The sequence below is a fragment of the Sediminicoccus sp. KRV36 genome, assembly GCF_023243115.1.
GTDB lineage: Bacteria > Pseudomonadota > Alphaproteobacteria > Acetobacterales > Acetobacteraceae > Roseococcus.
In genome coordinates, this window is sequence record NZ_CP085081.1 from 94,136 (window position 1) to 120,333 (window position 26,198).

The following is a 26,198-nucleotide window of genomic DNA, read 5'->3' on the forward strand; positions in this document are numbered from 1 at the left end:
GCAGGGCGAAGGCGGTGCCGTCCGGCCGGTGCCGCGCTGCTTCGCCAGGGCTGTGCCAGGGCTCGATCATGCAGCGCTGCCGGGCGGCCAAGCGGTCCGCTCTCACCGATAGGTGTTGAGAAACTGACGCACGGCCGGCGCGATTTCGGGGCGTGCCAGGGCAAAGGCGATCTGCGCCTCCAGGTAGCCCACCTTGTCGCCGCAATCGAAACGTCGGCCTTCGTAGCGCAACCCATGGAAGGGCTGGTGGCCGATCAGCTTGGCCATGCTGTCGGTGAGCTGGATTTCCCCGCCCGAGCCCTTTTCCATTTTGGCCAGATGGCCGATCACCTCGGGCATCAGCACGTAGCGGCCGATGATGGTGAGGTTGGAGGGCGCCTGGTCCACCGGCGGCTTCTCCACGAGGCCCTTGATGGAGACCAGCCGGCCCATATCCTTCTCGATGTCGAGCACGCCGTATTTGTTGACGCGCTCCATCGGCACTTCCTCGATGGCGACGACATTGCCGCCCGTCTCGGCATAGGCATCAGCCAGCTGGCCGATGCAGGGCTTGTCGCATTGCATCAGGTCATCGGGCAGCAGGATGGCGAAGGGGTCATCGCCGATGAAGGCGCGCGCGCACCAGATGGCATGGCCCAGGCCCAGCGGCACCTGCTGGCGCACGGTGAGCAGGCTGCCCGGTTCGATGGCCAGGCCGCGCAGCTCGCGCAGGATGTCCATCTTGTTGCGCTCTTCGAGGGTCTTTTCCAGCTCATAGGCCACGTCGAAATGCTCGACGATGCTGGTCTTGCCGCGGCCGGTGACGAAGCAGAACTGCTCGATGCCGGCGGCCCGCGCCTCATCCACGGCGTACTGGATCAGCGGGCGATCCACCACCGGGAGCATTTCCTTGGCCAGCGCCTTGGTCGCCGGAAGGAAGCGTGTGCCCATGCCGGCAACGGGCATGACGGCCTTTTTCAGCGGCTTTGGCATGGGTCTCTTCCCTCCAGTATGGATGTCATGTGTTGCCACGGGGAAGCGTCGGGCGGCAAGTCATGCCGGGTGACGATTCCCGCCAGGGCCATGCGGGGCTCAGCCCCCGCTGCGCGCAACCTGCTGTGGCCGCGGCGGGACCGGGGTTTGCGCGGCGCGGGCAGGCGGGCGGGCCCGGCTTTGCGTCGAGCTCGCCGTGGCTGGCCGGGCGCGGCTGGCGGCCTGCGGTGCGGCCGTGACCGTCGGGCGGGCTGGCGCGGGGCGCGTGGCGGCCGTGGCCTGGAGCCGGCCGGGTGCGGGCCGGCCCGTGTTGCGCGCAGCCAGTCCGGTGTTGCGCGCGGCAGGGGCGGGCGCGCGTGCGGCGAGGGCCGCGCGGCGCGGGCCCGGGCCGAGCGTCGCATCCCGCCCGGCGACAATGCGGGGCGCCGCAGAGGCCATGACCGGCACGCCGCGCACGCCCATTCGCTGGAAGCCCTCATCCAGCAATTCGGCCATGTGGCCATTGCGCTGCGGCCAGGAGCTGCCGCCAAACACCGCGCCGACCAGGCGCACGCCTTCGCGCTGCGCCGAGGTGACGATGTTGAAGCCGGACGCATTGATGAAGCCGGTCTTGATGCCATCGGTGCCCGGGTAATCGCGCAGCATGCCGTTATGGTTGCGGATCATGCGGTTGCCATGGGCGAAATACTGCGTGGCGAAATAGTGGTACTGATCCGGGAAATCCGCGATCAGCCGGCGCCCGAGCAACGCCATGTCCCGCGCGGTGGTCACCTGCTCGGGGTCGGGCAGGCCGGAGGCGTTGCGGAAGGTGGTGCGCGTCATGCCCAGGCTGCGGGCCCGCTGGGTCATGGCGCGGGAAAAGGCATCCTCATCGCCCGCAAGCGCTTCGCCCACGGCGGTCGCGATGTCATTGGCCGAGCGGGTGACGAGCGCCAGGATGGCGCTTTCGGCCGAGATGCTGCCGCCGGCCGGCACGCCCAGCTTGGACGGCGGGCGAGAGGCTGCTTCCGCGCTGACACGGATCGGCGTGCTGAGCGAGAGGCGACCATCGCGCATCGCCTCGAACAGCATGTACAGGGTCATCATCTTGGTGAGCGAGGCCGGGTGCCGGGTTTCATCGGCATTGGCGGCACTCAGCACCTGGCCGGAGCGCGCATCCACCACGATGGAAGCGTAGCGGTCCCGCGCGGTGATCTGAGCGGTGGCAACCCCGGCCCACAGACTCAGGATGAGTGCCATGGCGGCGCGCGAAAGAGCAGAGATGATCATGCGGATTCCCCAGCACACCGCGGTTTTGCCTCCCCCAAGGTTCGGCCGTGGCGTTTACGCTGGGGGCAAAGAAACAGCCATGCCGCCGTTTGTCCATCCGTTTCGCGCATGGGGGGCGCTTTTCCTTCCCCCGGGAATTTTTGTGCAGTGCACAAAAATCGCTTGCAACGGCCGGGGGTGGAGCCTAAATACGCTTCATGCTGCATTGCAGCAAAACATGCCTCTTCGTTCCTTCCCCAGTTCCGGGGCGGCCGGAGCGGCTCTCGGAAGGATGAAGACCATGGCAAATCAGGCAGACATGAAGAAGGCGATGACCCAGGCCGCGCAGACCGGCGCCGCCCAGGCGAAGAAGCTGGTTGAGGACGGCACGGCCCAGGCCCGCGTTGCCGTCGAGAAGACGATGGAGACCGCCAACAAGACCGCTGGCGACATGATGAAGGCCGCCGAAGAGGCCGCCGAATTCAGCCGTGGCAACATGGAGGCCCTCACCAAGGCGTCGCAGCTCTATGTGACGGGCGTGCAGGACCTGTCCCGCCAGACCATGGCGATGTTCCAGGCTCTCTCCGAGCACGCGATCGAGGGCGTGAAGGCGCTGTCCACCATGAAGAGCATGAAGGACGCGACCGACTTCCAGGCCTCGTTCACCAAGACCGCGTTCGAGCGCGCCATGAACGACACGACCAAGATCTCCGAAGCGGCAATGAAGCTGGCCGAGACCTCGATCGAGCCGATCTCGGCCCGCATGACGCTCGCCATGGAGAAGATGGCCAAGCCGCTGGCGGCGTAAGTCACTCATAAGGCCGGGTAACCGGTCCTTTGGAGCCTTCGGGGGCCCGGCCGTTCTTGCGGTCCGGGCCCTTTCCTTTTGGGGATTCCGCATCGTGATGCTCCGAACCCCTTCCCGTGGGGCGGCCGCACCCGATATCCTCCCTCGCGCGGCACCCACGAGACGAACAGTGCCCGACGCCAATTGATGGACGACCGGAACCGTATGATGAGCCCAATCACCATGTCCGATCCGGACAAACGCGACGGCGATGGCGGCCCCGCCACCGGCGTTGTCGTCAAGCCGCGCCCCAAGACCAAGAAGCCGGCGATGTACAAGGTCCTCATGCTGAATGACGACTACACGCCAATGGAATTCGTCGTTCACGTCCTGGAACGTTTTTTTCAGAAGAATCGTGACGAAGCCACGCGTATCATGATGCATGTCCACCGCCGCGGAGTCGGCGTCTGCGGTGTCTACACTTACGAAGTTGCCGAGACGAAGGTGACGCAGGTGATGGATCTGGCCCGCCAGAATCAGCATCCGCTGCAATGCACGATAGAAAAAGAGTGAGACCTGGAATTAAATCGCCATGCGGAATGACATGTTTGACATGACGCATGGGGTGTGACGGCAAGGGAGCGCCACCACATCATCATCCATCTGCCACGTGCCGATCCTCGGTTCTGGCCATCTCCAGTGGGAGCGTTGATCCATGCTGTCCCGCAACCTTGAGCAGACGCTCCATCGCGCGCTTGGCCTCGCCAATGACCGCCGCCATGAATATGCAACCCTCGAACACTTGCTGCTCGCCCTGGGCGAGGATGCCGATGCCACCACCGTGCTGCGCGCCTGCGGCGTGGATGTGGACCGGCTGAAGCGGGAACTCACCGAATTCCTCGACAAGGACCTGGCCGGGCTGGTCAGTGACCGCACGGGCGATCCGAAGCCGACCGCTGGTTTTCAGCGCGTCGTCCAGCGGGCCGCCATTCATGTGCAGTCCTCGGGCCGGGATGAGGTGACGGGGGCCAATGTGCTCGTCGCCCTCTTCAGCGAGCGCGAAAGCCATGCCGTCTATTTCCTGCAATTGCAGGACATGACGCGCCTCGATGCCGTCAACTTCATCAGCCATGGCATCGCCAAGGCCCCCGGCCGCTCGCAGCCCCGTCCCGTCCAGGGCCAGGCGCCGACGCCCGAGGAAAATGCCGGCAAGGAGGAGCGCGAGGAAAAGCCGCGCGGCGGCAACCGCAACCAGGATGCGCTCAGCACCTATTGCGTGAACCTCAACAAGCGCGCCCAGGCCGGCAAGATTGATCCCTTGATCGGCCGCGATCACGAGATCGAGCGCACCATCCAGATCCTCTGCCGCCGCACCAAGAACAACCCGCTCTATGTGGGTGATCCAGGCGTGGGCAAGACGGCCATTGCCGAGGGCCTGGCCAAGCGCATCGTCGAGGGCGATGTGCCGGAAGTGCTGGCCAAGTCCACGATCTATTCGCTCGACATGGGCAGCCTGCTCGCTGGCACCCGCTATCGCGGCGATTTCGAGGAGCGGCTGAAGGCCGTGGTGAATGAACTGGAGGCCCAGCCGGGCTCCATCCTGTTCATTGACGAGATCCACACTGTGATCGGCGCCGGCGCCACTTCGGGCGGCGCGATGGATGCCTCCAACCTGCTCAAGCCGGCTTTGGCCCAGGGCACGCTGCGTTGCGTCGGTTCCACCACCTACAAGGAATATCGCAACCACTTCGAGAAGGACCGCGCGCTGGTCCGGCGCTTCCAGAAGATCGACGTGAACGAGCCCTCGATCGAGGACACGGTCAAGATCCTGCAGGGCCTCAAGACCAATTACGAGAAGCACCACAAGGTGAAGTACACGCCCGAAGCCATCCGCGCCGCGGTGGAGCTTTCGGCCAAGTACATCCATGACCGCAAGCTGCCCGACAAGGCGATTGACGTGATCGACGAAGTCGGCGCTTCGCGCATGCTGGTGCCGGAGAACAAGCGCAAGAAGACCGTGACGCTGAAGGATGTGGAGGAGGTGGTCGCGAAGATCGCTCGTATTCCGCCTAAATCCGTCTCGGCCGATGACAAGGAAGTGCTCCGCACGCTGGAGCGCGACCTCAAGGCGATGGTCTTCGGGCAGGATGCGGCGATCACGGCGCTCTCCTCGGCCATCAAGCTCAGCCGCGCCGGGTTGCGCGATGCCGAGAAGCCGATCGGCAACTACCTGTTCAGCGGCCCGACGGGCGTCGGCAAGACGGAAGTCGCCAAGCAGCTGTCGAAGACGCTGGGCATCGAGCTGATCCGCTTCGACATGTCGGAATACATGGAGCGGCACAGCATCAGCCGGCTGATCGGCGCACCGCCGGGCTATGTCGGCTTCGACCAGGGCGGGCTGCTGACCGATGGCATCGACCAGCATCCGCATTGCGTCCTGCTGCTCGATGAGATCGAGAAGGCGCACCAGGATCTCTACAACATCCTGTTGCAGGTCATGGATCACGGGAAGCTCACCGACCACAACGGCAAGACGGTGGATTTCCGCAACGTCATCCTCATCATGACGACCAATGCCGGCGCGTCCGACATGCAGAAATCGGCCATCGGTTTCGGCAGTCCGGTCCGCACCGGCGAGGATGAGGAGGCGGTGAAGCGCATGTTCACCCCCGAATTCCGCAACCGATTGGATGCGGTGATTCCCTTCGCCGGCCTCAGCCAGGAAATCGTGGCGCAGGTGGTCGAGAAGTTCGTGATGCAGCTGGAGGCACAGCTTGCCGACCGCAACGTCACGATCGAGCTCTCCTCCGGCGCCAAGGAATGGCTGGCCGAGCGCGGTTATGATCCGCTCTATGGCGCGCGGCCGCTGGCCCGTGTGATCCAGGAGTTCATCAAGAAGCCGCTGGCGGAGGAGCTGCTGTTCGGCCGCCTGGTCAAGGGCGGCGCGGTCAAGGTGAACCTGACCGATGGCGCGCTGAGCTTCGATATCGCCGAGACACCCGTCGCTGCCCTGCCCAAGCCGGAAGGCGATGGCGAGGCGGAGAAGGAGCCGGAAGCGACGGCCGAATAGGCCTTCGCCCCCGCCTTGCGAAACGGGCCCCGGTGGGAAACCATCGGGGCCTGAATTTTTTGGGAGGGCGTGCCATGACCACCGATACCCGCATCGAGGACTGGGACAGCTACAGCGCCGGATTGCGCGAACGCGGCAAGGAATTGGCCGCGATGCACCCGGAACTGATGAAGGGCTTCTCCGCCCTTTCGCGCGGCGCTTCCACCACGAAGCACCTGGACGCCCGCACGCGGGAGCTGATCGCTCTTGCCGTCGCCGTTACGACACGATGCGAGGGCTGCATTGATGCGCATGTGCGCAAGGCGCGGGCCGCCGGTGCCAGCAAGGAAGAGGTCGCCGAGGCGCTTGGCGTGGCCATTGCGCTCAACGCCGGGGCGGCGCTGACCTACTCGCTCCATGTGCTTGACGCGATGGATGGTGCGGGCGGCTGAATCCAGCGGCATGCGAAACCTCTATATTCACGTTGGTCCGCCGAAGACCGGAACGAGTGCGGTGCAGCAGCTTTGTCGCACCAGGCCGGATTTGCCTGTGCTTTACCCGCAGGTCGGCCTCTGGGCGGATGGTTCGCACCACAACCTCGTCTTCAATTTCTTTGGTCATGCGGCGCGGCCGGAATTGGTGGCAGAGGATTCAGCCGCCCAATTCGCGCGGATCGCCGCCCTGGCGGCGGCGGATGACAGGGACCTGCTGATCAGCTCCGAAAGCCTGGCCGGGCTCGATGTCGGCGCTTTCATCCGGGCCTTGCTGGGCCATCTCGGCCAAGGGTGGGCGCCGCAAATTCTGTTCGCCTGTCGCGAGCATTTTGAATGGGTGGCGTCCCTCTATAACCAATCGGTCAAGGATCCTGTGCTGCGTGAACAGCAGCGCCCAGGGGCCTATCTGCGTGCTTCGGCGCGGCGGTTTTGCATCATGCCGATGCTGGAGCGCCTGAGCGCCACGGGATTTCCGGTCCGCGTCGTCAGTTATCACCCGGCGGCGGATTTCGTGCCGCGCTTCCTGCGTGCCATCGGCATCGGCGAAGCCGAACAACTCCCGGTCGAGCGGCGCAATATCTCGCTGGGGGTTGTGGGCCTGGTCGCCATGCTCGCTGTCAAGCAGGTCTTGGCTGAGCCTGAGGAGATAGAGCGCCATTTGCGGGCGCTGCGCGGCATGAAGGGGCTTTTTGCCTCAGCACCTCTGATTTTCGATCATGAGTCGATGGCGGCCGTGGAGCCCATTTTCGCGGAAGATCGTACGCGGCTGGCGCAGGCCCATGGCGTGCTGCTGCCCACGGTGGAGCTTGCCACGCGTGAGGATCAATTCTTCCTGACGCAGAGCGACTTCGACCAACTCACCAGCCGTTTCGCACCCCTGGGACCGCAGGCGGAGGCGATCAGCCTCGCGCTTCTGTCCTTTGTGCGGGCGTGAACAGGAAGGTAGCGACCTCGTCGCGCACGCCGGCATCGGCCAGGCCCAGCCATCGCGCTGGGCTCGCCAGGGCGGCGATCACGCCCAGATGGCCCATGCGCGGATAGGTCACGTGCCGAACCGGCACCCCCGCCTCCATCGCCCGTGCGGCCAGGATGCGCGAGTGGTAGGGGCCGACGATGGTATCCGCCTCGCCATGGAGCAGCAGGAGCGGCGGCGTGACGCCGGCGCGCAGGGGTGAGGGGGCGGCCCGCACCCGTGGTGCGGGGAAGATCGCGGGGGGATCCACCTCGGAGGCGCCGAAATCATAGGGGCCGGCCAGGCCGATGAAGCCCCCCACGGCAGCCTGTGCGCCCCAGCTGGCATCCAGTGCGACGCAGGCGGCATTGAAGGCCCCGGCGGAGTGGCCCATCAAAATCAGGCGGCGCGTCGGTTCGCGCGCGGCCAGAACGCGGACGGCCAGCGCCGTATCCTCCACGAATTCCGGGAATCGTGCCTCGGGCCAGAGGCGATAATCCGGCACGGCGACCATGCAGCCCAGCTGGGCCAGCGGCAGGGCGATGAAGGGATATTGCGCCCGACTGCCAGAGCGCCAACCGCCGCCATGGACGAAGACCACCAGCGGTGCCGTCTCACTGAGGGCAGCGGGGCGGTACAGATCCATGCGATGGCGCGGCAGCGGGCCGTATGCGCTGGTCGATTCGCGCGTGACACCGCCCGCGGGCGTCAGCGCATTGGCGAGATCCGTCGCCTTGCAGCCCGTCAGAGACAGGGCTGCCGCGGCTGGAAACAGCGTGCGACGTGAGATGCGGGGTGGGTTCATGATGATCATACGTAGGCCGCCGGGCTGCGGATGCGAGGGTCGGGTTGACCTTGGCCGCCATCGCCCCTAATCCCGGGCGCACTGCACGTCCCGTTCGTCTAGAGGCCTAGGACACCAGCCTTTCACGTTGGCAGCACGGGTTCGAATCCCGTACGGGACGCCATTACATTCCTCCAAAGCGTTGATTTTTTTACCTTTACGCTTTGCGCTCTAATTCATCCCCCACGATATCCCCCACAATGCGCAGAGGCTTGGCGGCATTTCGGGCTTAACAGTCGCCATCCAGGGCAGAGCGTCCAGCTATATAGCCACCCCACCCCATCGGCCGCGGCGGAAACAGCCACGCCATAGCGCCCGGCACCCTCAGAACAGCACCGCCGCGCGGCGCGTCGAGGATGCGGAACATCACGCGAAGCTTCCGCCCCTCATCAATCCCGAAGCGGCTCCGCCCGCCATGTTTCCAATTTCCGTGCCGCTTCGGCCGGTGCGGGGCGAGTGTCTGGCGTAGCGCACGGAATGCAGCCCACCCGGGCGGGACATTGCGCCCGCTCATTCGGAAACGTCCGGCCAAAGGGCATCCCCCACAGCGGCCAGCGGTGCCGCCGCCTGAACGAAACGCGCCACCGCCTCCGATACAGCCTCAAGGCCCCGCTCACCCGGCGGCAGCAAGGCCAGCCGCTCAAGCCCCGCCAGGGCGCGCGGTTCAATCTCAATCCAGGCCCACACCACACCCCGCCGCCGCCGGCTCCGATAGGCGCGGGCGCGCTCCCGGTTCAGCGCCCGCCGTTCCTCCGCGCGCTCCGCTGCCGTCATCGCTTCATGCGTTTCCGTCATTTCCGCCCCGTTTCGTCCATTCAACGTGACGCGCCGCCACCAAAGGCCCGGCGCCAAAGATCATCGAGGAAGGCGATGCACTCCGCCGGGAGGCGCACCGCCACCGGCTTGCCGTGCAGCCAATCGCGCATCTGTTCCATTCGTGCGCGCTGCGCTGCCGTCAGTTCCGGCCACCGCGCCAGCAGCGCGATTTGCTTGCGCGCCGTCCGCGGCGGCAGGCTCCCAAAGCTAAAGATCGGCGCCGCCTGCCGCTTAGCTTCCGCGTCCACCACAGCGGCCAGTGTGTGCCAATCCAGGCCAGCACCTTGAAGCGTCCGCGTGATAGCGGCGGCGGCAGCAGCCACCTCGCCGGGCCGGTCGCTCGCCAGCACCGGCAGCAGCTTGGCGAGGCGCCCGCCAATACGGGAAAGCTCGCTCATGTCCGCACCTCATGAATATTGCCCGGCGCCAGATGCACGGGCGGGTGACAAGTCCAGCAGCGCCAGCCGGTCGGCTCCCGCGCCTCACGCCACCACCGGCCACCACCTTGCGGCGTGTAGCGGCCACAGCACCCGCACCAGGCCCCAGGCGGCGGCGTAGAAGTCACGTCCGCCCATGCCGGCGGTCGCTGCAAACCGGAGAGGCGCAGCGCGGCGACATCCGGTCGGCAATGCCTTCCTCGCCCGTCGAGAGGAACAGCGTCCGCCACACGGCGACGGCCGCTACGGGAGAGAGAGGTTGGAGGAAGTGGAACTGGCGTCCCGTACGGACGCCATATGGGCAAATCAGGCTGAACCATAGCGGCGCAAGGCACCCCTAGAGCATCGGCAAGAAAGCAAGGTCACAGCTGCCTTTGCGCCGGTATGCTACGCCATGGTGCAGAATGACATTGCGACCGCCGAGTGTGGGGGATAGTGTGGGGACTGTGGGGGATGGGCTTCCCCTCGACACACTCACGCGGAGCGGCGGCAATGGCGGGAAATCTCGACGCTAAAACGGTGGAAGCGGCGAAGAAGCGGGCCGCGCCCTATCGCATGTCAGATGGCGGCGGGTTGCTGCTGGAAGTGCGGCCGAGCGGCGCGCGCATGTGGCTGGTCCGGCTGACGGTGGACGGCAAGCGGCGGGATGTGGGCCTGGGTGGCTATCCTGGCGTGAGCCTCAAGGAAGCGCGCGAGAAGGCGGCAGCGGCCCGCAAGATTGCAGCCGATGGCGGTGATCCGGTGGCGGAGCGTGAGCGGCTTGAGCGGGAGCAGGCGGCGCAGCGTAAGGCCGCGGCCGAGGCGGAGACCCGAACATTCCGCACGGTGGCGCTGGCCTGCATCAAGGCGGAGGCGCCCGGCTGGAAGAATGAGCGGACGGCGCTGCTCTGGCAGAACTCGCTTGAGCGATGGGCCTTCCCCGAATTGGGCGATATGCCGGTGGCGGAGGTGGATCGTGCCGCGGTGCTTCGCGCGGTGGGCGAGGTGTGGCGCACCCGCCCGGCGACGGGGCGCAAGGTGGTGCACCGCATCGCTTCCGTTCTCCGATATGCCGCCGCTCATGGCTGGCGCGCGAATGACAATGCGGCGGATGCGCGGATGCTCCGCCATGCTGGGCTTCCGGCGCTGCCGGGTGGCCGCAAGCAGCCTTCCTTACCTTGGGGGCGGTTGCCGGCCTTCATGGTGGCGCTGGACGCCATGCCGGGGCTTGGGGCGCTGGCGCTGCGCCTTGTGGTGCTGACGGCGCTGCGCTCCGGCGAGGTGCGGAATGCGCGGTGGTCCTGGCTCGCCTTCGATGGGGTGCCGACGCTGACGGTTCCAGGCGAGGTGATGAAGGGCAAAAAGACGGGCGAAGTGCTGCCGCATCGCGCGCCGCTCTCCAATGCCGCGCTTGAGGCTCTGGCGCGTGCTTATGCCGAGGCGAACGGCACCACCGCCACCGCGGCAGAGCTTCCGAAGCTGGCGGCGCTGGCGCGGGATGCGCTGATCTTTCCGAGCGCCAAGCGCACCACACCGCTTTCCGACATGGCGCTCTCTGCCGTCATGCGCCGGATGAATGCCGACAAGCCGGAGGATGCGCCGGCACCCTGGCGCGATGCGGATGGGCGCGTGGCGGTGCCGCATGGCTTCCGCGCCACCTTCTCGACATGGGTGGATGACACCCGCCCGCATGAGCGGGAGGCGGCTGAAAAGGCGCTGGCGCATGAGGTGGCGAACAAGGTGAGTGGGGCCTATCGGCGCTCCGATTTATTCGACCGGCGCGAACCGCTCATGCGGGATTGGGCGGAGCATTGCGGCAGCGGCCCGAAGCGTAAGGCGAAGGCGCGAACTGCCGCATGATGGCACTGGCGAGACGTGAAAAGCGGGGCTGTGTGTTTGTGTCTGGCAACACTGGTAACGGTGGCAACAATGGCTGTTCTGTGGGGCCTTGCTGGCGTTGCCACCTTCAAAACGGCGCTGGCAACGGTGGTAACGGTGCGGGCGGCGGATGCGCGCGACTGCTGCAAGTGACGGCACGGGAATCGGCGCATTTCATGTAATCTCTGACTTGGCGGGGCTAGGTTTGGCCGCCGAACGCCCGGATTCCGAACGGGCCGCCTCGCCGCTTTTCATTCGGAACGCGCATCGGAGGCGCATGGATGACGGAACTGAGGCCGCCGGCTGGCGGGTGGACGCTGGCGGAGGCGGCGGCGACGGTCCTGCCTGAACTCTACGCCGCGGCGGCAAAGCCGCCTCCGAAGGGTTGGTGGATGGCGGGCGGTGCGGAGGCGCACAAGAAAGAGCGCGATGCGTTCCGCCTCGCCTTTAGCCGCTTGATGGAAGGCGGAGGGTATGCCGCCGATGGAGTAGCGGAAGGCGACGCCGGGCCAAGCCCGATCTCTCCGGAAACTTGGCGCGCGGCGCATTTTCAGCTTGGGTTTCCGGGTGAGCCAAATCTGCCGGCTGAACTTATTGGGGGTGGGCAACGCTGGCATGGCGTGCGGGTGACGGTTGCCGCCGCGGGCCTATGCGCAAGCTGCGCCGAAGTGCCGCACCCGCCATACGTTCCGCCGCTTAGTGACCTCCCGGAATGGTGGACGCTAACGCAAGCAAGCGTGTGGATTGCGCTGCGGGATACGGCGGCGGTGCGCGACGCTGGCCCGCCGCACCATGGGCGAGACACCCGCGGTGTTGTGGGCTGGCATGTGGATTGGGCATGTCGGAAACTCGACGGTGCAGAGGTGGGGCCGGACCCTGCCGCGGCCGATGAATTACTGGCGGCGGCCGCGCGCCGGGGCGCGATACGCGGGCGCGGCACACCGCACACATCGAATGATCGTCGGGAGTTGGAATCCGACGATTGGGCGCTTGTGACGATTGCCGAGGATCAGCGGGAACGGGGCGCGAAGTATCTAGGCCCGGCGCGAGGTGACGGGTTGCACTGGCGCGGTGTGGTGGTGGCGCGGGATGATGTGGTGCGGGAGTGGCCGCCCTTTGATGATGCGGAGCGAGAGCCGGTTGAGCCTGAACCGGTCGTCCTTGGGCCGCCGGAGGCGCTACCGCTTGCGAAGCCGCCGCACGCGGTAAGTGGAGCCGCGACCGCCGCCGAAAACTGGATGCGCGAAAACGTCACCTCTGCGGGCGCGTGGAAGCGCGATGGCGCAATCCGAGCATGTCAGAACAAGACCGGCGCGACTTATAGGGAGGCGCTGGCAGCATGGAACGCGCTTCCCGAAGGTTTAAAAGGCACGCGAGGGCGCCCGCGCGCTGCTCAATAAATCGGGCAGCGGGCGCCCGCTGTTTGATTTTCGTGCCCGATTTTCTGCCTGCCATCTCTGCCGCATGGCGAGCCATCCCGGCCCGCTGAGCGTCATGAGGTGCCACCTTGGCTTCCCAACACACCACACCGCGCCGGAAGCGGCGCCCGGATGAGCGGCCCGCGCCGATGCGCGACGCCATCTCCTACACCCTGCCCGATGCCTCGCGCCTGAGCGGCCTGAGCGTTGCCACGTTGCGGCGCCGTGCTGCGGATGGTGCGCTCCGGCTGTTCCGCTGTGGTGGGCGCACGCTGGCCGATGGCGCTTCGCTGCGCCGGATGCTTGGCGCTGAATGAAAACCGCCGGGCGCAGCGTGTGCGACCCGGCGGCGGTGCAGAACAAAAGCGGCTTCTCAACACCCGCAAAATACTGCGCCCGCGTGCCTGACGCCAGCACTAACCGCCCGGTTCCGACAAGGAACCGACCCATGACAAAAATTCTTAGCCTGCTGAGCGAAGCCGCCGAGGCTCGCCGCCGCGGCGACTTGGCTGCCGCCATGGCCGCCGAACTCGCTGCCGTTTTGGTGGCCCGCACCCTGACCGCCACCACGCGGCCGGAGGTGCGGCAATGAGCGCGCATCCCTTCCCGCGCCATGGTGCTGCACCGCGCCTCGATATTGCCGCGGTGGCGCGTGCCGCTCTCCCGCATCTGCCGGAACTCTGCCGGCGGTGGCTGCCGGGCGGAAAGCAAATCGGTGCCGAATGGACATGCGGCAGCCTGGCCGGCGAGCCGGGCGCATCCTGCCGCGTGAATCTCCGCACCGGCCGATGGGCGGACTTCGCCGCGGGCCAGAAGGGCGGCGATGTGGTGAGCCTCGCCGCGGCGGTGCATCGCCTGACCCAAGCCGAGGCCGCCGAGCGGCTGGCGCAAATGCTTGGCATGGGAGGCGCGAACCATGGCCGCTAATCCCTTCGCGCCCCTTGGCGCTGTGCCTGAGGTGCAGGAAATGCCCGAAGCCGTTGCGTCCTGGCAGGCGGAATTGCCGGCACCGGAGGAACCGCCGGAGGCGTTGCGCCATCCCCGGCTTGGCGTGCCGGTTTGCGGGTGGACCTACCGGGATGCGGAGCAACGCCCGCTGTTCCGGGTGTTCCGCTTCAATCTGCCCGATGGCCGCAAAGAGTTTTCGCCGCTGACATTCGGCACCGCGAAAGAGCAACGGCGCTGGCACTGGAAGGCACCGCCGGCACCGCGCCCGCTCTATGGCCTGGCGGACCTCGCCGCGCGGCCTGACGCGCCCGTGATATTGTGCGAAGGCGAGAAGGCCGCCGATGCTGCCGCGGTGCTTTTCCCGGAGCATGTGGCGATGTCCTGGCCGGGCGGCAGCGGTGCCACCGGCAAGGCCGATTGGAGCCCGCTGGAAGGCCGCCACGTCATCATCTGGCCCGATCATGACGCGCCGGGTGCAGAGGCGGCAGGCAAGCTCCACACGGCGCTGGCGGAAGCCGGAGCGGCTTGCGCGGCGGTGGTGGAGATCCCTGCCGACTGGCCGGAGAAGTGGGATTTGGCCGATGCGCTGCCGCCCGATGTGACGGTGGAGACGTTGCGGCAGATGGTGGCCGATGCGGAGGCGCAAGCGGTGCCGCCGCAAGGCGAGGATGCGCCGAAGATGCCGCGCCCCTTCTTCATGCGCGCCAGTGGCGTGTGGTGGCAGGCGGAGCCGATGGAAGGCGGACGCGATGTGGTGCAGCCGGTGCATGTGTGCGGGCCGCTCCGGGTGGTGGCCGCGACGAATAACGGCACCGGGCAGGCTTGGGGCGCTTTGCTGGAATGGGAGGATGCGGACGGGCGGCAACATCAATGGGCGATGCCGCGCGCCATGCTGGCCGGTGACGGGCAAGAGGTGCGCTCCCATCTTCTCGACGGCGGCTTGTTCCTGGCTTCCAGCCGCAAGGCACGGGAGAAGCTGGCCGAGTATCTGACGCGCGCCAATCCGCCCGACCGCGTGCGGGTGGTTTCGCGGATTGGGTGGCATGGTGCGGCAGGCGCGCGGGTGTTCGTCCTGCCGGATGCCACCATGGGCCGCCTGGCCGGCGAGCGGGTGATGCTGCAAACCGAGCGGCCCGACGCGCTGCCGCCGCTCCATCAATCCGGCACGCTGGCCGAGTGGCAAAGTGATTTGGCGGCGCTGGCGGTGGGGAACTCTCGCCTGGGCTTCGCGCTGGCGGTGGGTTTCGCGGCACCGCTTGCGGCGCTGATCGGCGCGGAGGGTGGCGGCTTTCATTTCCGCGGGCCTTCCAGCGTGGGGAAATCCACCGCTTTGCATGTCGCTGGCAGCGTGTGGGGCGGCGGCGGTTTGCGCGGGTGGTGCCGAAGCTGGCGCACCACGGATAATTCCCTGGAAGCGGTGGCGGCGGCGCATTGCGATTTGCTGCTGTGCCTCGACGAAATGGGCGAGGCCGGGGCCGAGACGGTGGCGAGTGCGGCCTACATGTTGGCGAACGGTGCCGGCAAAGGCCGCGCCGGGCGGGATGGCAGCGCGCGCCGGGTGGCGGAGTGGCGCAGGTTTTCCGCCATTCTTGCGCGATGGCTGGCGGATGCAGAAGCGCAACGACGCCCGAAAATCACTCTCTCCGGCGCGGCGTTCTCCGAAGCTGGCGACTTGGGCGATTTACCAGCCAGTCTGAAAGCCTTGGAAATCTTGGAGTTTCCTCGGCGAAAATGTAGCGGAGTTGGTTGCAGCACATGGGCAGCGTAAAGAACTGCTGCCGAATCGTCGATTGGCAAGCCCATTCTCTGGCCCGTGCGTCTGGGTACCGCCACCGCCAATTACCAAGTCGGCCTCGCCACCGTGGCGGCCCTCGCTGCCGACACCACCGTCCGCGCCGTGCTGCAGCGCGTTCCGGCGTCCGGCGCATGAGCGCGGCCCAGAGCGGCGTGAACCCGCACACCACACGCGGCTATCGCAACCGCAATCCGGGGAACATCGAGCATGTCCCGACCAACAAATGGCAGGGCCTCGCTGAGCCGCCCTCGGATGGGCGTTTCTGCCGCTTCACCAGCCACGAGTTGGGCATTCGCGCACTGGCACTGCTGCTGACCACATACCAGGACCGGCACCAGCTGCGAACGCCGCGCGCGATCATCACGCGCTGGGCGCCCAAGGTGGAGAACGATACCGAAGCGTATATCGCAGTGGTGGCGCGGCGGATCGGCGTCGGACCGGATGATGCGATCGACCTGCATCGGCATGATCACCTTCGCCCGCTCGTGGAGGCGATCATCCACCACGAATGCGCGGGGCTGTCCTATCCAGCCGCGGTGATCGATCGCGCGCTCACCCTCGCCGGGGCGCCACCTGCGCCGCCGGTCACCTTGCGTGACGTCGCTACCATCACCGACACCGGTCGCGGCGCGCTGCTGGTCGGCGCGGCGGGTATCGCCACCGCCGTCGTCCAGGCGACACCCGCCATCCAGGCCCTGGGCAGCCTGGCGCCAGCGGTCGCCATCGCGCTGATCGCCGCGGCGGTGGTCGGTGTACTGGCCTGGCGCCTGCGGCGGCCCGCATGAACGCCTTTGCCGAAGCCCTGGCCGTGCTCCACGCCGATCCCAATCTCGGCGAGGACGCGGTCTACCTGCCACCCGGCAATGGCGCGCCCGTGCCCTGCCGGGTGCTGCGGCGGCAACCCGATCCGGTGTTGGATTTGGGACAGCACCATGTCCGGCAAGCCGGCTGGGTGTTCGAGATCCAGGTCGCGGAGGTGGCGTCCCCCGAGAAGGGCGGCCAGCTCCAACTCGCCGCCGGCGCCCGCGAGATCTTTGACGTGCAGCTGGACGAGGCGATGCTCAGCCACCGGGTCTCGGTCCGATGACCCAGCGCGAGACGGCCATGGCGGCACTCCTGGCCGTGCTTCAGGCAGGCCTGCCGGGTCACAGCGTGCTGCGCGCGACCGGCACGCCAGAGCCCATTCCCAACGGCCAGGCGCTGATCCTGCTGCATGACGGCAGCTGCGAGGCGGCCGAACCGCTGCTCTCGCCGCTGCGCTACGAGATCATCTGGAACGCGCCCATCACCCTCGACGCGGAGACCGCCGCCATCCGAGAGGGTACGGTCGAGGCACTGGCCGCTCTGCTGGTGGCGGATCCCGGCCTCGGCGGCGCCGTTGATTGGGCCGAAATCGGCATGCCCGAGGCCGAGGTCATGTCCTCGCCCTCCCTCGAAGGCCACGGCCAGCAACCGCCCGTCTTCTCCATCTCGATCCCCATCCGCCTGCACTACGTGGCCGACAGCCCCGCGGGCTGAGCCTCCCCCACCCATCCACCGCCACCCTGCAAGGAGACCGCCACGATGCCCGTCGGCGCACAAGGCAAAGCCGTCTCGCTGTTCCAGCAGACCGAGGCCACAGAGGCTGTAAAGCCCACCGGCAATTATCGTCGGCTGCCGGTCAAAAGCTTCTCGCTCGCCCCCACCGAGAACATCCAGAGCGAGGTCGTGCTGTCCAGCTCCGCCACAACGCGCGATCCGATGGACCCCTACCGGGACTTCATCGACCTCGCCGGCGATGCGGTGGTGCCACTCGATCTGACCAATATCGGCCACTGGCTGCGCATGCTGCTGGGCGCGCCGACCAGCTCGGGCACCACCAACTTCACGCATGTCTTTCAGTCCGGCTCCAATGCCCTGCCGAGTGCCGCCTTCGAGAAGGTCTATGGCGACGTCTCCGGTGCCCATGAGGGCTATCTCGGCGTGCGGGCGAACACCATGAGCCTGCCTATCCAGCCGAGCGGCGCCGCGGACGTGACCTTTGGTCTGATGGGGCTGAGCTACACGCCCAACCTGACCTCGGCCCCTGGCACGCCCACCACCGCCACCTTCGAGCGGTTCAATCGCTTCCAGGGCAGCATCCAGCGCAATGGTGCAGCGCTGCCGGCCTTCATGACAGGGACCATCAACTTCTCGAACTCGATGGAGCCCGTAAAGGCCATCCGCAACGACCGCCGCATTGAGGGCATCGACTGGGCGGAGCCCACCGCAACCTTCGAGGGCACGGTCCGGCTCACCACGGCGAATGCCCCCATCCTGACCGATGCCATCGCCGGCACGCCCTGCTCCTTCACCTACGCGCTGACGATCAGCGGCACCAAGTCGCTGGCCGTCTTCCTGCCGCGCATGACGCTGACGCCGACCGGCCCACGGCTGGAGGGACCCATGGGGATTGATATCCCCGTCCGCGGCACCGGCAGCTTTGATACGATCGCCGCGTGCATGATGCGCGCGACGCTGCTCAACCAAACCGCCACCTACAGCTGAGGGCCGCGCCATGCTGAAACTCAATCTCAAGCCCGAGCCCACTTGGCTCGAAATCGGCGGCGGGCTCCGCGTGAAGGTGCCGCCGCTGGACACCGCCATCCTCCGCGCCGTCGAGTATCAGGCCTTCCAGGCCTATGCCGCGATGAAGTCGGTGGCCAATGCCGGCGATGACACGGTGACCCTGGATACCGTGGCCGTGGCGCGGCTGGAGGGTGCCTATGCGCTGGCCCGCACCCGTGCCTTGGCTGATCAGATCATGGATTGGGAGGGCATTGGCGGCGAGGATGGCAGCGCCCTGGCGCCGGCCGGTGCGGCGCTCGACGCTTTCGCCGCACACCCCATGGCAGGGCCTGCCTTTGCGCGGGCCTATGAGGCGACGGTCGGGCCGCTGCTCGCGGAGGGAAACGGCTCCGGGAATTCCTTGCCTGGCGATGGGGCGGGGGCGACCGCTACTGCGCCGGATGCCTCGCCGGCGGGAACGGGCGATGCGGCGGTTGCCCCGCCATCCGCCACGCCCCGCAAAGCCGCGAAGGCGTAGCGGTTCTGGAGGCTGTCGAGGCCTCCATTCGACAGGACATGGCGGGCGCCTCGGTGGATGCGGGCGCAGCACTGGCGCTGGCCGCAGCCTTCGGTGTGGATGGGCGCGCCGCAGCGTATCTGATCACTCAGGCGACGCGGGGCATTGCCGCCGGCTTGGCCAAGGGGCGCGATGCAGGCAGTGATGCTTAGCCTTGGTAGACGCTCAGCGCCGCCTATGCTGCCCCGTGCATCGACGCGTGGAACTGTACCAGCACGTCAAGGCCTGCGCCAATCACCTTCGTGACCCTGCACGGGAGATCGCCGCACGTGACAGACGAAGCCTGACAATGCTCCCTGACGTGCTGTACGCTAGAACAATCACGCCGAGCGACGCCTGGCCCTGATTGTCAGGCGGGGAGATACAAGCGGATGGACCTGCCACAGACCGGGCGATGCCAATGTGGTTCGCTTTGTTACGAGATCACGGCGGTACCGCGCATCGTCTATGCCTGCCACTGCACCGATTGCCAGAAGCAATCCGGCAGCGCTTTTGGGATGGGGCTCGTCGTCGCCGAGGCGGAATTTCGACTGACCTGCGGTGACCCAGGCCGCTTTGAGCGTCGCCATGACAGCGGACGCCGGTCCGAAGCTTGGTTTTGCCGTGATTGCGGCACCCGGCTTGGCAGTGGACCGATCAACGCTCCAGACGATCGCGGCATGCTGCGAATTCTCCGGGCTGGCACCCTCGACGACACCTCATGGCTTCGGCCAGCGGTCCATGTCTGGGTCCGCAGCGCCCAACCATGGGTGAAATTGCCCGACGGTGTGCCGCGCTTTGAGACGCGCCCGCCTGTCCCGGTCTGGCTGCTGTCCACCGATTGACCAGCGCGGCGCATCTAATCTGATCGTCGCGCGATGAGCGAACTCGTGTGATCTGTCGAGTTTTCAGCCGCACACTGAATTTCCACCCGCGCGGCTTGCTGCGCTGTGGCCGACGGCGCGCACCACCAACGGTGGGGACGCGACGTTAGGGTTGAGCAAAAGGGGCAGCCATGCGCGTCGTCGCCAGGATTGAGGGTATCGCCCCCTCTGAATGGCTGAAGACCCGCTCTCGCGTGGTGGCCCAGGCGATCTCGATCGGTATCGACGCCGCCGGCAAGGGCGCCCAGCAGGACATCCGCGCCATGATCCGCGCGGCCGGCATGGGCCAGCGCCTGGGCAATGCGGTGCGCCAAAGCACCTTTCCCAAGCTGCCCCACGTTTCGATGCGCGCGGCCAGCGAGATCTCTGCCTCCAGCAACGCCGCCGATATCATCGAGGCCTTCTCCGAGGGTGTGACCATCCGCGGCCGCGGCCGGTATCTGGCCATCCCCACCGCGGCCGTGCCGCGCGGCCGCTGGAACGCCAAGCTCACCCCGCGCGAGGTCGAGACGCGATTTCTCCGCAAGCTCGAGCTGCGGGTGTTCGGCGGTAAGCCAGCCCTCGTGCTGGTAGAGGCCCGCACCACACGAGGTGGTTCTGTGCGTGGCGCCACACGCGCCCAGATCGCCCGCGGCCGCACCCGTGAGGTGGTCATGTTCTGGCTCCAGGACAGCGTGACACTGCCCAAGCGTCTGGCCCCGCGTCCCATCGCCGCCAGCTGGGCGCGGCGTCTGCCAAGCCTGATCGATCGCGCGGCGACCTCCCTGAAACGCTGACCATGTCCGGCTCCGCCAATCGCTGGGTGCTGCGCCTTTCCACCGAGGGCGCAGACCAGGTGATCCGCGACCTGCGCGCGGCCGCCACCGAGAGCGCCGCGGCCGGCCGCGCCTATGACGCGCTGATCAAGGCGCAGCCGGCCCTCGCGACCGGCGCCGAGCGTACCGAGCAGGCGCTGCGCAAGAATGTCGACGCCATGCGCGGCATGCGCGGAGAGCTTTCCGTGTTGGGTGCCGCCACGGACGGCCTGACGGCGAGCCTCGGTCGGTTTGGCTCGGCGCTCACCTCACCCGCAGCCGCCATCGCTGGGCTTTCCGCTGGCGTTGTCGCCGGCGGCGTGGCCATCGCCCGTCTGGGCGATGAATACACCACCACCATGAACAAGCTGCGCGCCGCCACGGGCAGCGTGCAGGCAGCCGGCGCAGTTTATGCCGAGCTGGTGGCCATGTCCCAGCAGACCGGCGCATCCATCTCCGAAAGCGCCGGAGCCTTCGTGCGCTTCTCGGTCGCCGCGCGCGCCATCGGCGCCACCAATGGCGAGGTGCTGCAACTTACCCGCACCATCCAGCAGGCCGGGCTCATCTCCGGTGCCTCCACCCAGGAGGCCGCCGCCGGCGTCCAGCAGCTCGGCCAGGCGCTGGCATCGGGCACGCTGCAAGGCGACGAGCTGCGCTCCATCCTGGAGAACATGCCCACCCTGGCCGAGGCCCTGGCGCAGCAGCTTGGCGTTAGCATCGGCCAGTTGCGGACGATGGGCAGCGAGGGCCAGCTCACCTCGGATCGCGTGTTCCAGGCGCTGCTGCGCGCCAGCGAGGCCATCAACAAGCAATTCACCGAGCTCACCCCCACCATGGGCCGCGCCTTTGGCGTGCTCGGCCAGGCCATGGTCGAATTCGTCGGCAAGCTGGATCAGGCGCTCGGGCTCTCCCAGGCCATCGCCCGGGCCGCGACAGCGGCGGCCGCCGCGGTGGGCCAGGTCAGTGGCGGCATGGCGCCCCGCTCGCCCGCCGAGCAGGCCGATTTCGATGTGGCCCAGGCACGGGAGCGCATTGCCCGCCTGGAGGCCGAGGCAGCATCCCTCAGCGGGGAGCCGGGCCTCTACGCCACCCCCCGCCGCGGCACGATCTCGCGCGCCATGCAGGAGGCGGCGGCCCAAACCCAACCCCGCGAGGAACGCCTCGCCGAGCTCCGCCAGCGCATCGAGGCCGAGAACACCCTGATCCGTGAGGGGCTGGCGCGCCGCAACCAGGTCCACACCGAGGCCGACGATGTGCGCCAGGCCGAGGAGGCGACGGCAGCGGCGCGGCGTCTCGCGGCAGCCAGGACCGCGCAGACCACCGCGTTCAACACCACGCGCGACGCTCTGGACCAGGAGCGCAAGCTCCGCACCGATCACGCCACCCGCATCACGGCCATCGACGCGGGCCTCGCCAATGGCGACACCGACGCCGCCGGCGCTGCGCGTCTGCGGCGCATGGCGAATGAAGAGCTCGCAGACGGCCTCAAGGCTTTGGACGCGGCAGCGCGCGGGCGGATCGAGACGGATGAATCCCTCGCGCAGGTGGCGCGCATCGTCTCTGATATTGAGAAAGACCGCCTAACGTTGATGCGCGACGGCGAAACGGTGACTGCCGCGGCTCGCACCGAGATCGAGAAATATGCCGACGAGCAGGCGCGACTGAGTAACCTGCTCGCCGCGGGCGCCATCACGCAGGAAACCTATAACCGAGCTGTGGCCGCGGCCGATCCGGCGGTGAAGGCTGCACGCGAGGCCGCCCGACAGGTCGAAGCCGACAACAAGCAAATGACCGATGCGGTCGTGCGATACGGCGCTGATCGCTTCGCGGATATGTTCGGCAACAATCAGAAAAGCTGGAAGGAGATGTGGCAGGGGTTCCTCGGCACCGCCCGGAGCGTTCTTGCGCGCATCGCTTCCGAGGCGATCATCCGCCCGATCATCGCGCCCGTTGTCTCCGGATTGGGCCTCGGGCAATTCGGCTCGGCGTCGGGCATCGGGACCTCTATCGGCAGCATCTTCGGCCCCTCGGGCGGCACGGCGGTCAGCAACGCAGGCAGCACGCAAGGCGCCGTGAGCCAGGCGGGGCAGTCTGCCGGCCTGTTTCAGTTTGGACGATCCACAGGGCTGGGCGGTGCATTCACCGGCGGCACTGCCAACAGCGGCTATGGTTTTCTCGACAACGCGCTGAACGCTCAAATTGCGGCACCGGTCAATTTCCCAAGCGAGGCGGCCTTCCAGGGTTTGGTGGACGGGACGGCCTCAAACGGCCTTTCGGTCGGCGGCGCCCTGGGCGGTGCGGCAGGCATCGCCGGCGGGGCTTACGGCATCTATTCCGGCGTCCAGCGCGGAGGAATTGGAGGCTACACGTCAGCCGCCGGCGGCGCACTTAGCGTCGCATCGGGCGTTTCCACAATCCTGCAGACGCTGGGCGTTATCAGCGCGGGGCTCGGCCCCATCGGCTGGATTGGCGCGGCCGTGCTGGCCATCGCCGGCGCGCTGCTGCCCGGGCAAAAGCCATCCTCGCGCGGGCAAGAAACAAGACTCGATTTCAATTCCGGGGTGAGCACCTATGCGGGCCTCGGCGGAGACCGATACAGCCAGGCGAATCGTGATCAGAGCGCAGCGGCGGTGCAGTCCATCGTCTCGCTCGCCACACAACTCGGGGATGCGCTCGGCGGGGCGAGAATCAACGGCAATGCGGCGGTGGGGGTCACCGAGCGCGGGCTTTATCTCGATGTCGCGGGGCGCAAGGCGCAATTTGCGAATGATGAGGCCGGATCTAAGGCGCTCGCGGATACGGCCGCGCTTTATGTGCTGCAGGCGTTTCGGAGTGTCGCCGAGGGTGATTACAACAAGCTCGCGAACAATAGCGGTGACATCGCGAGTCTGCAGGCAAACCTCGAGTGGTATGAGGGCACCTATAAGGCCCTGCAGAAGGTGGGCGAGGCGACGAACGAATTTGAGCGCCAGGTGACCGCGCTCTCCAAGCCCTATGACGACGCCATCGCCAAGGCCCGCAGCCTCGCCCTGGCCGAGGACGGCATCACCCAGAAGCGCGACGAAGCCATCGCCAAGCTGACGCAGCAGCGCGATGCCGAGGTGGCCAACATCCGGGAATCCATCCAGGGCCGGCTTATCGCCGCTGGCGCCATGGGCGGCGATATCAACGCGCTGAATGAGGGCGTGGTCGCCCGTCAGGAGGCTGCCACCGCCGCCAAGTAGGTGGAGGAGCTGCGCACGCAGCTGGAGGGCCTCGGCCTCGCCGCCGGCGAAGTCGCGGCCGAGGTCTATAGCTTCACCGGCCTGTTGCAGGCCGAGACCTATCAGCGCCTCGCTGCGCGCCAGGCCGCAGAAGCCCAGCGCCAGGCCGAGGCAGAGGCGGCAGCCCAGGCGCGCGCGATGAGCTTCAAGGCGGCAAACGACAACCTGCTGAGCCGCGCCATACGCGTGGGCCTGGTGGCCGGCGATGCCGATGCCTTCGACGCGGCCAGGCGGGCGAGCGCCGAGATTCGTAGCCTGACGGAGGAGCTCGAGAATCTGCGCATCAATTCCGATGGGGTCGCGGCGGCTGTCGCTTCGCTCACGGCCATCCAGGCAGCCGAGGCCGATCAGGCGCGCAAAGCCGCGCTGGCTGGCGTGACGGTCGGCGTGACGGGGCTCTCACCGCAGGCGCTGCAAGCCGCCGCCGGCGGCGCACTCGCCACGATCACCAGCCTGCGCAACTACGTGGGATCGTTTTCCACCACAGGCGCTGGCGCGGGCACTGCGCTGGATCGCCTCTCCGGCTCGTTGCGTCAATTCGATGCCGTCTTCGGTGCCGCGAGCGCGGGCGATGCGAACTCCCTCTCCGGCCTGCAAAACGCTGCCGAGGCCTATCGCGTGGCGGCGCGCGAGGTCTATGGCGGCGGCCAGGGCTTCGCTGATGCCGTACGGCTGATCACGGAGCGTGTTGGCAGCGTCGCTGACCTCGGGCCAGAGACGCTCACGCAAAGCTTCATCGCAGAGAATGCGCGGGAACAAACTGACCGCCTGATGCAAGGCAATGAGGCGCTGCTTCGGGAGGTCGCTGCCCTGCGCCAGGATATCATTCTGCTGATGATGCGACCTGCCGCATGAGTTGTTGGTCAGAACAACCATGGGCGGATCCGCCGCTGATTGTGCGGCCACCGGCGTCAGCGGATGCGCCCATCGTACCAGATCGGTTCGACGATCGGCTGGGCGGCGCTGTGGTGCTGATTGCTGATATCGAGGCGGCTCTGAATGGCGGCACGCTGCCCATCGGGGGCGAGCCGTGGGCGGATCGCCCCTGGGCGGAGCCACCGCCCGCCGCTGCACCCGCTGGGGGTGTCGATACCATCCGCGTGAGCGATCTCGGCTGGCGCGGGACGCAGCCATATGCGCCCCTCCTTGCGGAAGGCCCATCGATCGAGCGCCGCGTGGCGCTGGCACCGGGCGCATCGGATAGCGTGGCCTGGGGCTTTCTGCGGCTGGCCTCGCCGGGTTTAATTCCCGGTACGTCGCTGGCTGGACGCGACACTGCGATGCGCCGCGTTCGGGTGCGCGCGGGCATGCGCGGCTTTGACGCGGCGCGCGGCTATCCGACCGATCCGCCCGCATCGGCCCTGGTGGATGTATTCAGCGGGTTGGCCATGTCCTGGCAACCGCGCGACGATGGCGCAGTGATCCCGCTGCGTGACCCCGGCGCATGGCTCGCGGCGCCGATCGGCGTGCGGAAATTCCTCGGCACGGGCGGCGCTGAGGGGCCCGCGGATCTGGCAGGCACGCCCTGGCCCATCGTCCGCGGCGGCTCTGCCTCGGTCCCTGTGCGCAGTGTTCCAGTGATGCTCGTGAACGCTGCAGCGCGTGTCTACCGATGGACAGACACCGGAATTCCCACCCAGCTCTACGAGGACGGCGCTCCGGTCTACACGGGGATCGGCCAAGTTGCAGACGCCTTCGCGGCATCGCCTGGCGTGGGCAACTGGTCCTGGGATGCGACCGGGCAAATTCGGATCGGCTCCGATCCGCAAGGCGCTGTCACGATGGATGGCTATGGCGGCGCCACACTGGCGGCGACGGTGCTGCGCGATTTGATTGTGACGGGACTTGGCCTGCCAGCGCTGCTCTTCGATGAAGATTCCGCCATCAACACGGCCGCGGCAGTGCCCTATGTCGGCGGCTGGGCATGGTCGGGCAAGGAGAGCGCACGGGACGCGATACAGCCGCTGCTGGCCGCCTTGGGTGCGCGTCTGGTGGCATCACGCTCTGGCGGGTTGCGTCCGTGGCCGCTGCGCGCGATCCCTGCCACGGCGCGCGCCGTGGCGGTGTTTGACACTGCCACCGCGATCTCGGTTTCCCCAGTGTCACTGGACGCGCCGCTGGCGCCACCAGCCGCCGAGTGGAATGTCGGCTACGGCAGGACGCACAGCATGACCGCCAACCCCAAGGCGAGCGTCTTACCCGCGGAGCGGGAGCGGCTGGCGCAGGCCTGGCGCACGGCGCGCTGGGCGGATCCGGCCAACCTGACCCGCTACGTCCAGGCCGGCCGACCTGACCTGGTCGAGACGGCCTTGCTTGGCGCGTTGGATGCTCAAGGGCTGGCAAATGCTCTCGGCGCGCTCTGGGGCGTTCCGCGCGGGCTCTGGCAGGTGCGGGTGCCCACCGCTGCGGCGCTGGTCCGCGAGATCGGTGACGTGGTCCAAATCCGCTGGCCGGCCGATGGGTTGGGCGTTGGGCTGGGCGGTGGGGCACTTGGCCAGGTGGTGGGCGATTCCCTGCGCGGCGGCGAGCCCACGGCCTCGCTGCTGGTGCTGGTCTAG

Annotated in this window: 27 protein-coding genes and 1 tRNA gene; 23 read left to right on the forward strand and 5 right to left on the reverse strand. The window is 67.4% G+C overall.

Annotation, left to right across the window (positions count from 1 at the left end; genetic code table 11):
• Positions 1–102: 102 nt before the first annotated feature.
• On the reverse strand, positions 103–972 hold the full coding sequence (gene galU / locus LHU95_RS00455) for a UTP--glucose-1-phosphate uridylyltransferase GalU (protein ID WP_248709425.1): 870 nt from the start codon (positions 970–972) through the stop codon (positions 103–105).
• Positions 973–1,071: 99 nt separating this feature from the next.
• A complete protein-coding gene (locus LHU95_RS00460) occupies positions 1,072–2,241 on the reverse strand; it encodes a D-alanyl-D-alanine carboxypeptidase family protein (protein WP_248709426.1) in 1,170 nt (389 codons plus the stop codon).
• 298 nt (positions 2,242–2,539) lie between these two features.
• Between LHU95_RS00460 and LHU95_RS00465 the strand changes: the two genes are divergently transcribed.
• From LHU95_RS00465 to LHU95_RS00485, 5 genes are all read left to right on the forward strand, one after another.
• On the forward strand, positions 2,540–3,028 hold the full coding sequence (locus tag LHU95_RS00465; RefSeq protein ID WP_248709427.1) for a phasin family protein: 489 nt from the start codon (positions 2,540–2,542) through the stop codon (positions 3,026–3,028).
• Between the two features lie 222 nt (positions 3,029–3,250).
• Entirely contained in the window at positions 3,251–3,580 is a 330-nt protein-coding gene (clpS, locus tag LHU95_RS00470) for an ATP-dependent Clp protease adapter ClpS (RefSeq protein WP_213617118.1), read from the forward strand.
• A gap of 142 nt (positions 3,581–3,722) precedes the next feature.
• Positions 3,723–6,077 carry an ATP-dependent Clp protease ATP-binding subunit ClpA gene (gene clpA / locus LHU95_RS00475; RefSeq protein WP_248709428.1) on the forward strand — a complete coding sequence of 785 codons (2,355 nt, stop codon included), beginning with the start codon at positions 3,723–3,725 and terminating at the stop codon, positions 6,075–6,077.
• Positions 6,078–6,169: 92 nt separating this feature from the next.
• On the forward strand, positions 6,170–6,508 hold the full coding sequence (locus LHU95_RS00480) for a carboxymuconolactone decarboxylase family protein (RefSeq protein ID WP_248711619.1): 339 nt from the start codon (positions 6,170–6,172) through the stop codon (positions 6,506–6,508).
• Positions 6,492–7,484, forward strand: a complete 993-nt coding sequence (locus LHU95_RS00485; RefSeq protein WP_248709429.1) for a hypothetical protein — start codon at positions 6,492–6,494, stop codon at positions 7,482–7,484. Before LHU95_RS00480 ends, LHU95_RS00485 begins: the two co-directional genes overlap by 17 nt.
• Here the strand turns inward: LHU95_RS00485 and LHU95_RS00490 are convergent.
• Positions 7,450–8,307, reverse strand: a complete 858-nt coding sequence (locus tag LHU95_RS00490; RefSeq protein ID WP_248709430.1) for an alpha/beta hydrolase — start codon at positions 8,305–8,307, stop codon at positions 7,450–7,452. The two genes, LHU95_RS00485 and LHU95_RS00490, sit on opposite strands and share 35 nt — an antisense overlap.
• 87 nt (positions 8,308–8,394) lie before the next feature.
• Between LHU95_RS00490 and LHU95_RS00495 the strand changes: the two genes are divergently transcribed.
• Positions 8,395–8,470, forward strand: a tRNA-Glu gene (locus tag LHU95_RS00495).
• A gap of 386 nt (positions 8,471–8,856) precedes the next feature.
• Here the strand turns inward: LHU95_RS00495 and LHU95_RS00500 are convergent.
• Entirely contained in the window at positions 8,857–9,141 is a 285-nt protein-coding gene (locus LHU95_RS00500; RefSeq protein ID WP_248709431.1) for a hypothetical protein, read from the reverse strand.
• A 20-nt stretch (positions 9,142–9,161) separates the two neighbouring features.
• A complete protein-coding gene (locus LHU95_RS00505) occupies positions 9,162–9,560 on the reverse strand; it encodes a DUF3106 domain-containing protein (protein ID WP_248709432.1) in 399 nt (132 codons plus the stop codon).
• A gap of 531 nt (positions 9,561–10,091) precedes the next feature.
• On the opposite strand from LHU95_RS00505, the gene LHU95_RS00510 reads away from it, so the two are divergent.
• The 17 genes from LHU95_RS00510 to LHU95_RS00590 all read left to right on the forward strand — a co-directional run bounded on the left by LHU95_RS00510 (position 10,092) and on the right by LHU95_RS00590 (position 26,198).
• A complete protein-coding gene (locus LHU95_RS00510; RefSeq protein WP_248709433.1) occupies positions 10,092–11,438 on the forward strand; it encodes an integrase arm-type DNA-binding domain-containing protein in 1,347 nt (448 codons plus the stop codon).
• A 299-nt stretch (positions 11,439–11,737) separates the two neighbouring features.
• Positions 11,738–12,856, forward strand: a complete 1,119-nt coding sequence (locus LHU95_RS00515; RefSeq protein WP_248709434.1) for a hypothetical protein — start codon at positions 11,738–11,740, stop codon at positions 12,854–12,856.
• Positions 12,857–12,963: 107 nt separating this feature from the next.
• Positions 12,964–13,191, forward strand: a complete 228-nt coding sequence (locus LHU95_RS00520; protein WP_248709435.1) for a hypothetical protein — start codon at positions 12,964–12,966, stop codon at positions 13,189–13,191.
• A 131-nt stretch (positions 13,192–13,322) separates the two neighbouring features.
• Complete coding sequence (locus LHU95_RS00525; protein ID WP_248709436.1) at positions 13,323–13,466, forward strand: hypothetical protein; 144 nt, start codon at positions 13,323–13,325, stop codon at positions 13,464–13,466.
• Positions 13,463–13,801 carry a hypothetical protein gene (locus LHU95_RS00530; protein WP_248709437.1) on the forward strand — a complete coding sequence of 113 codons (339 nt, stop codon included), beginning with the start codon at positions 13,463–13,465 and terminating at the stop codon, positions 13,799–13,801. Before LHU95_RS00525 ends, LHU95_RS00530 begins: the two co-directional genes overlap by 4 nt.
• Positions 13,791–15,590 (forward strand): DUF927 domain-containing protein, encoded by a 1,800-nt coding sequence (locus tag LHU95_RS00535; protein WP_248709438.1) that lies wholly within the window; start codon positions 13,791–13,793, stop codon positions 15,588–15,590. Before LHU95_RS00530 ends, LHU95_RS00535 begins: the two co-directional genes overlap by 11 nt.
• Before the next feature lie 158 nt (positions 15,591–15,748).
• Entirely contained in the window at positions 15,749–16,402 is a 654-nt protein-coding gene (locus LHU95_RS00540; protein ID WP_248709439.1) for a structural protein, read from the forward strand.
• Positions 16,399–16,704 carry a hypothetical protein gene (locus tag LHU95_RS00545; RefSeq protein ID WP_248709440.1) on the forward strand — a complete coding sequence of 102 codons (306 nt, stop codon included), beginning with the start codon at positions 16,399–16,401 and terminating at the stop codon, positions 16,702–16,704. The genes LHU95_RS00540 and LHU95_RS00545 overlap by 4 nt, the downstream gene beginning before the upstream one ends.
• On the forward strand, positions 16,701–17,135 hold the full coding sequence (locus tag LHU95_RS00550; RefSeq protein WP_248709441.1) for a hypothetical protein: 435 nt from the start codon (positions 16,701–16,703) through the stop codon (positions 17,133–17,135). The genes LHU95_RS00545 and LHU95_RS00550 overlap by 4 nt, the downstream gene beginning before the upstream one ends.
• A gap of 45 nt (positions 17,136–17,180) precedes the next feature.
• Positions 17,181–18,143, forward strand: a complete 963-nt coding sequence (locus LHU95_RS00555; RefSeq protein ID WP_248709442.1) for a phage tail tube protein — start codon at positions 17,181–17,183, stop codon at positions 18,141–18,143.
• 10 nt (positions 18,144–18,153) lie between these two features.
• On the forward strand, positions 18,154–18,681 hold the full coding sequence (locus LHU95_RS00560) for a hypothetical protein (protein WP_248709443.1): 528 nt from the start codon (positions 18,154–18,156) through the stop codon (positions 18,679–18,681).
• Between the two features lie 38 nt (positions 18,682–18,719).
• The gene (locus LHU95_RS00565) at positions 18,720–18,872 is read left to right on the forward strand and encodes a hypothetical protein (RefSeq protein ID WP_248709444.1); all 153 of its coding nucleotides are present in this window, start codon (positions 18,720–18,722) and stop codon (positions 18,870–18,872) included.
• Between the two features lie 219 nt (positions 18,873–19,091).
• Positions 19,092–19,544, forward strand: coding sequence for a GFA family protein (locus tag LHU95_RS00570; RefSeq protein WP_248709445.1), 453 nt, complete (start codon positions 19,092–19,094; stop codon positions 19,542–19,544).
• Between the two features lie 170 nt (positions 19,545–19,714).
• Positions 19,715–20,359, forward strand: a complete 645-nt coding sequence (locus tag LHU95_RS00575) for a DUF6441 family protein (protein WP_248709446.1) — start codon at positions 19,715–19,717, stop codon at positions 20,357–20,359.
• 26 nt (positions 20,360–20,385) lie between these two features.
• Positions 20,386–23,601, forward strand: coding sequence for a tape measure protein (locus LHU95_RS00580; protein WP_248709447.1), 3,216 nt, complete (start codon positions 20,386–20,388; stop codon positions 23,599–23,601).
• On the forward strand, positions 23,602–24,495 hold the full coding sequence (locus LHU95_RS00585) for a hypothetical protein (RefSeq protein WP_248709448.1): 894 nt from the start codon (positions 23,602–23,604) through the stop codon (positions 24,493–24,495). It begins immediately after the preceding gene.
• 113 nt (positions 24,496–24,608) lie between these two features.
• The gene (locus LHU95_RS00590; RefSeq protein WP_248709449.1) at positions 24,609–26,198 is read left to right on the forward strand and encodes a hypothetical protein; all 1,590 of its coding nucleotides are present in this window, start codon (positions 24,609–24,611) and stop codon (positions 26,196–26,198) included.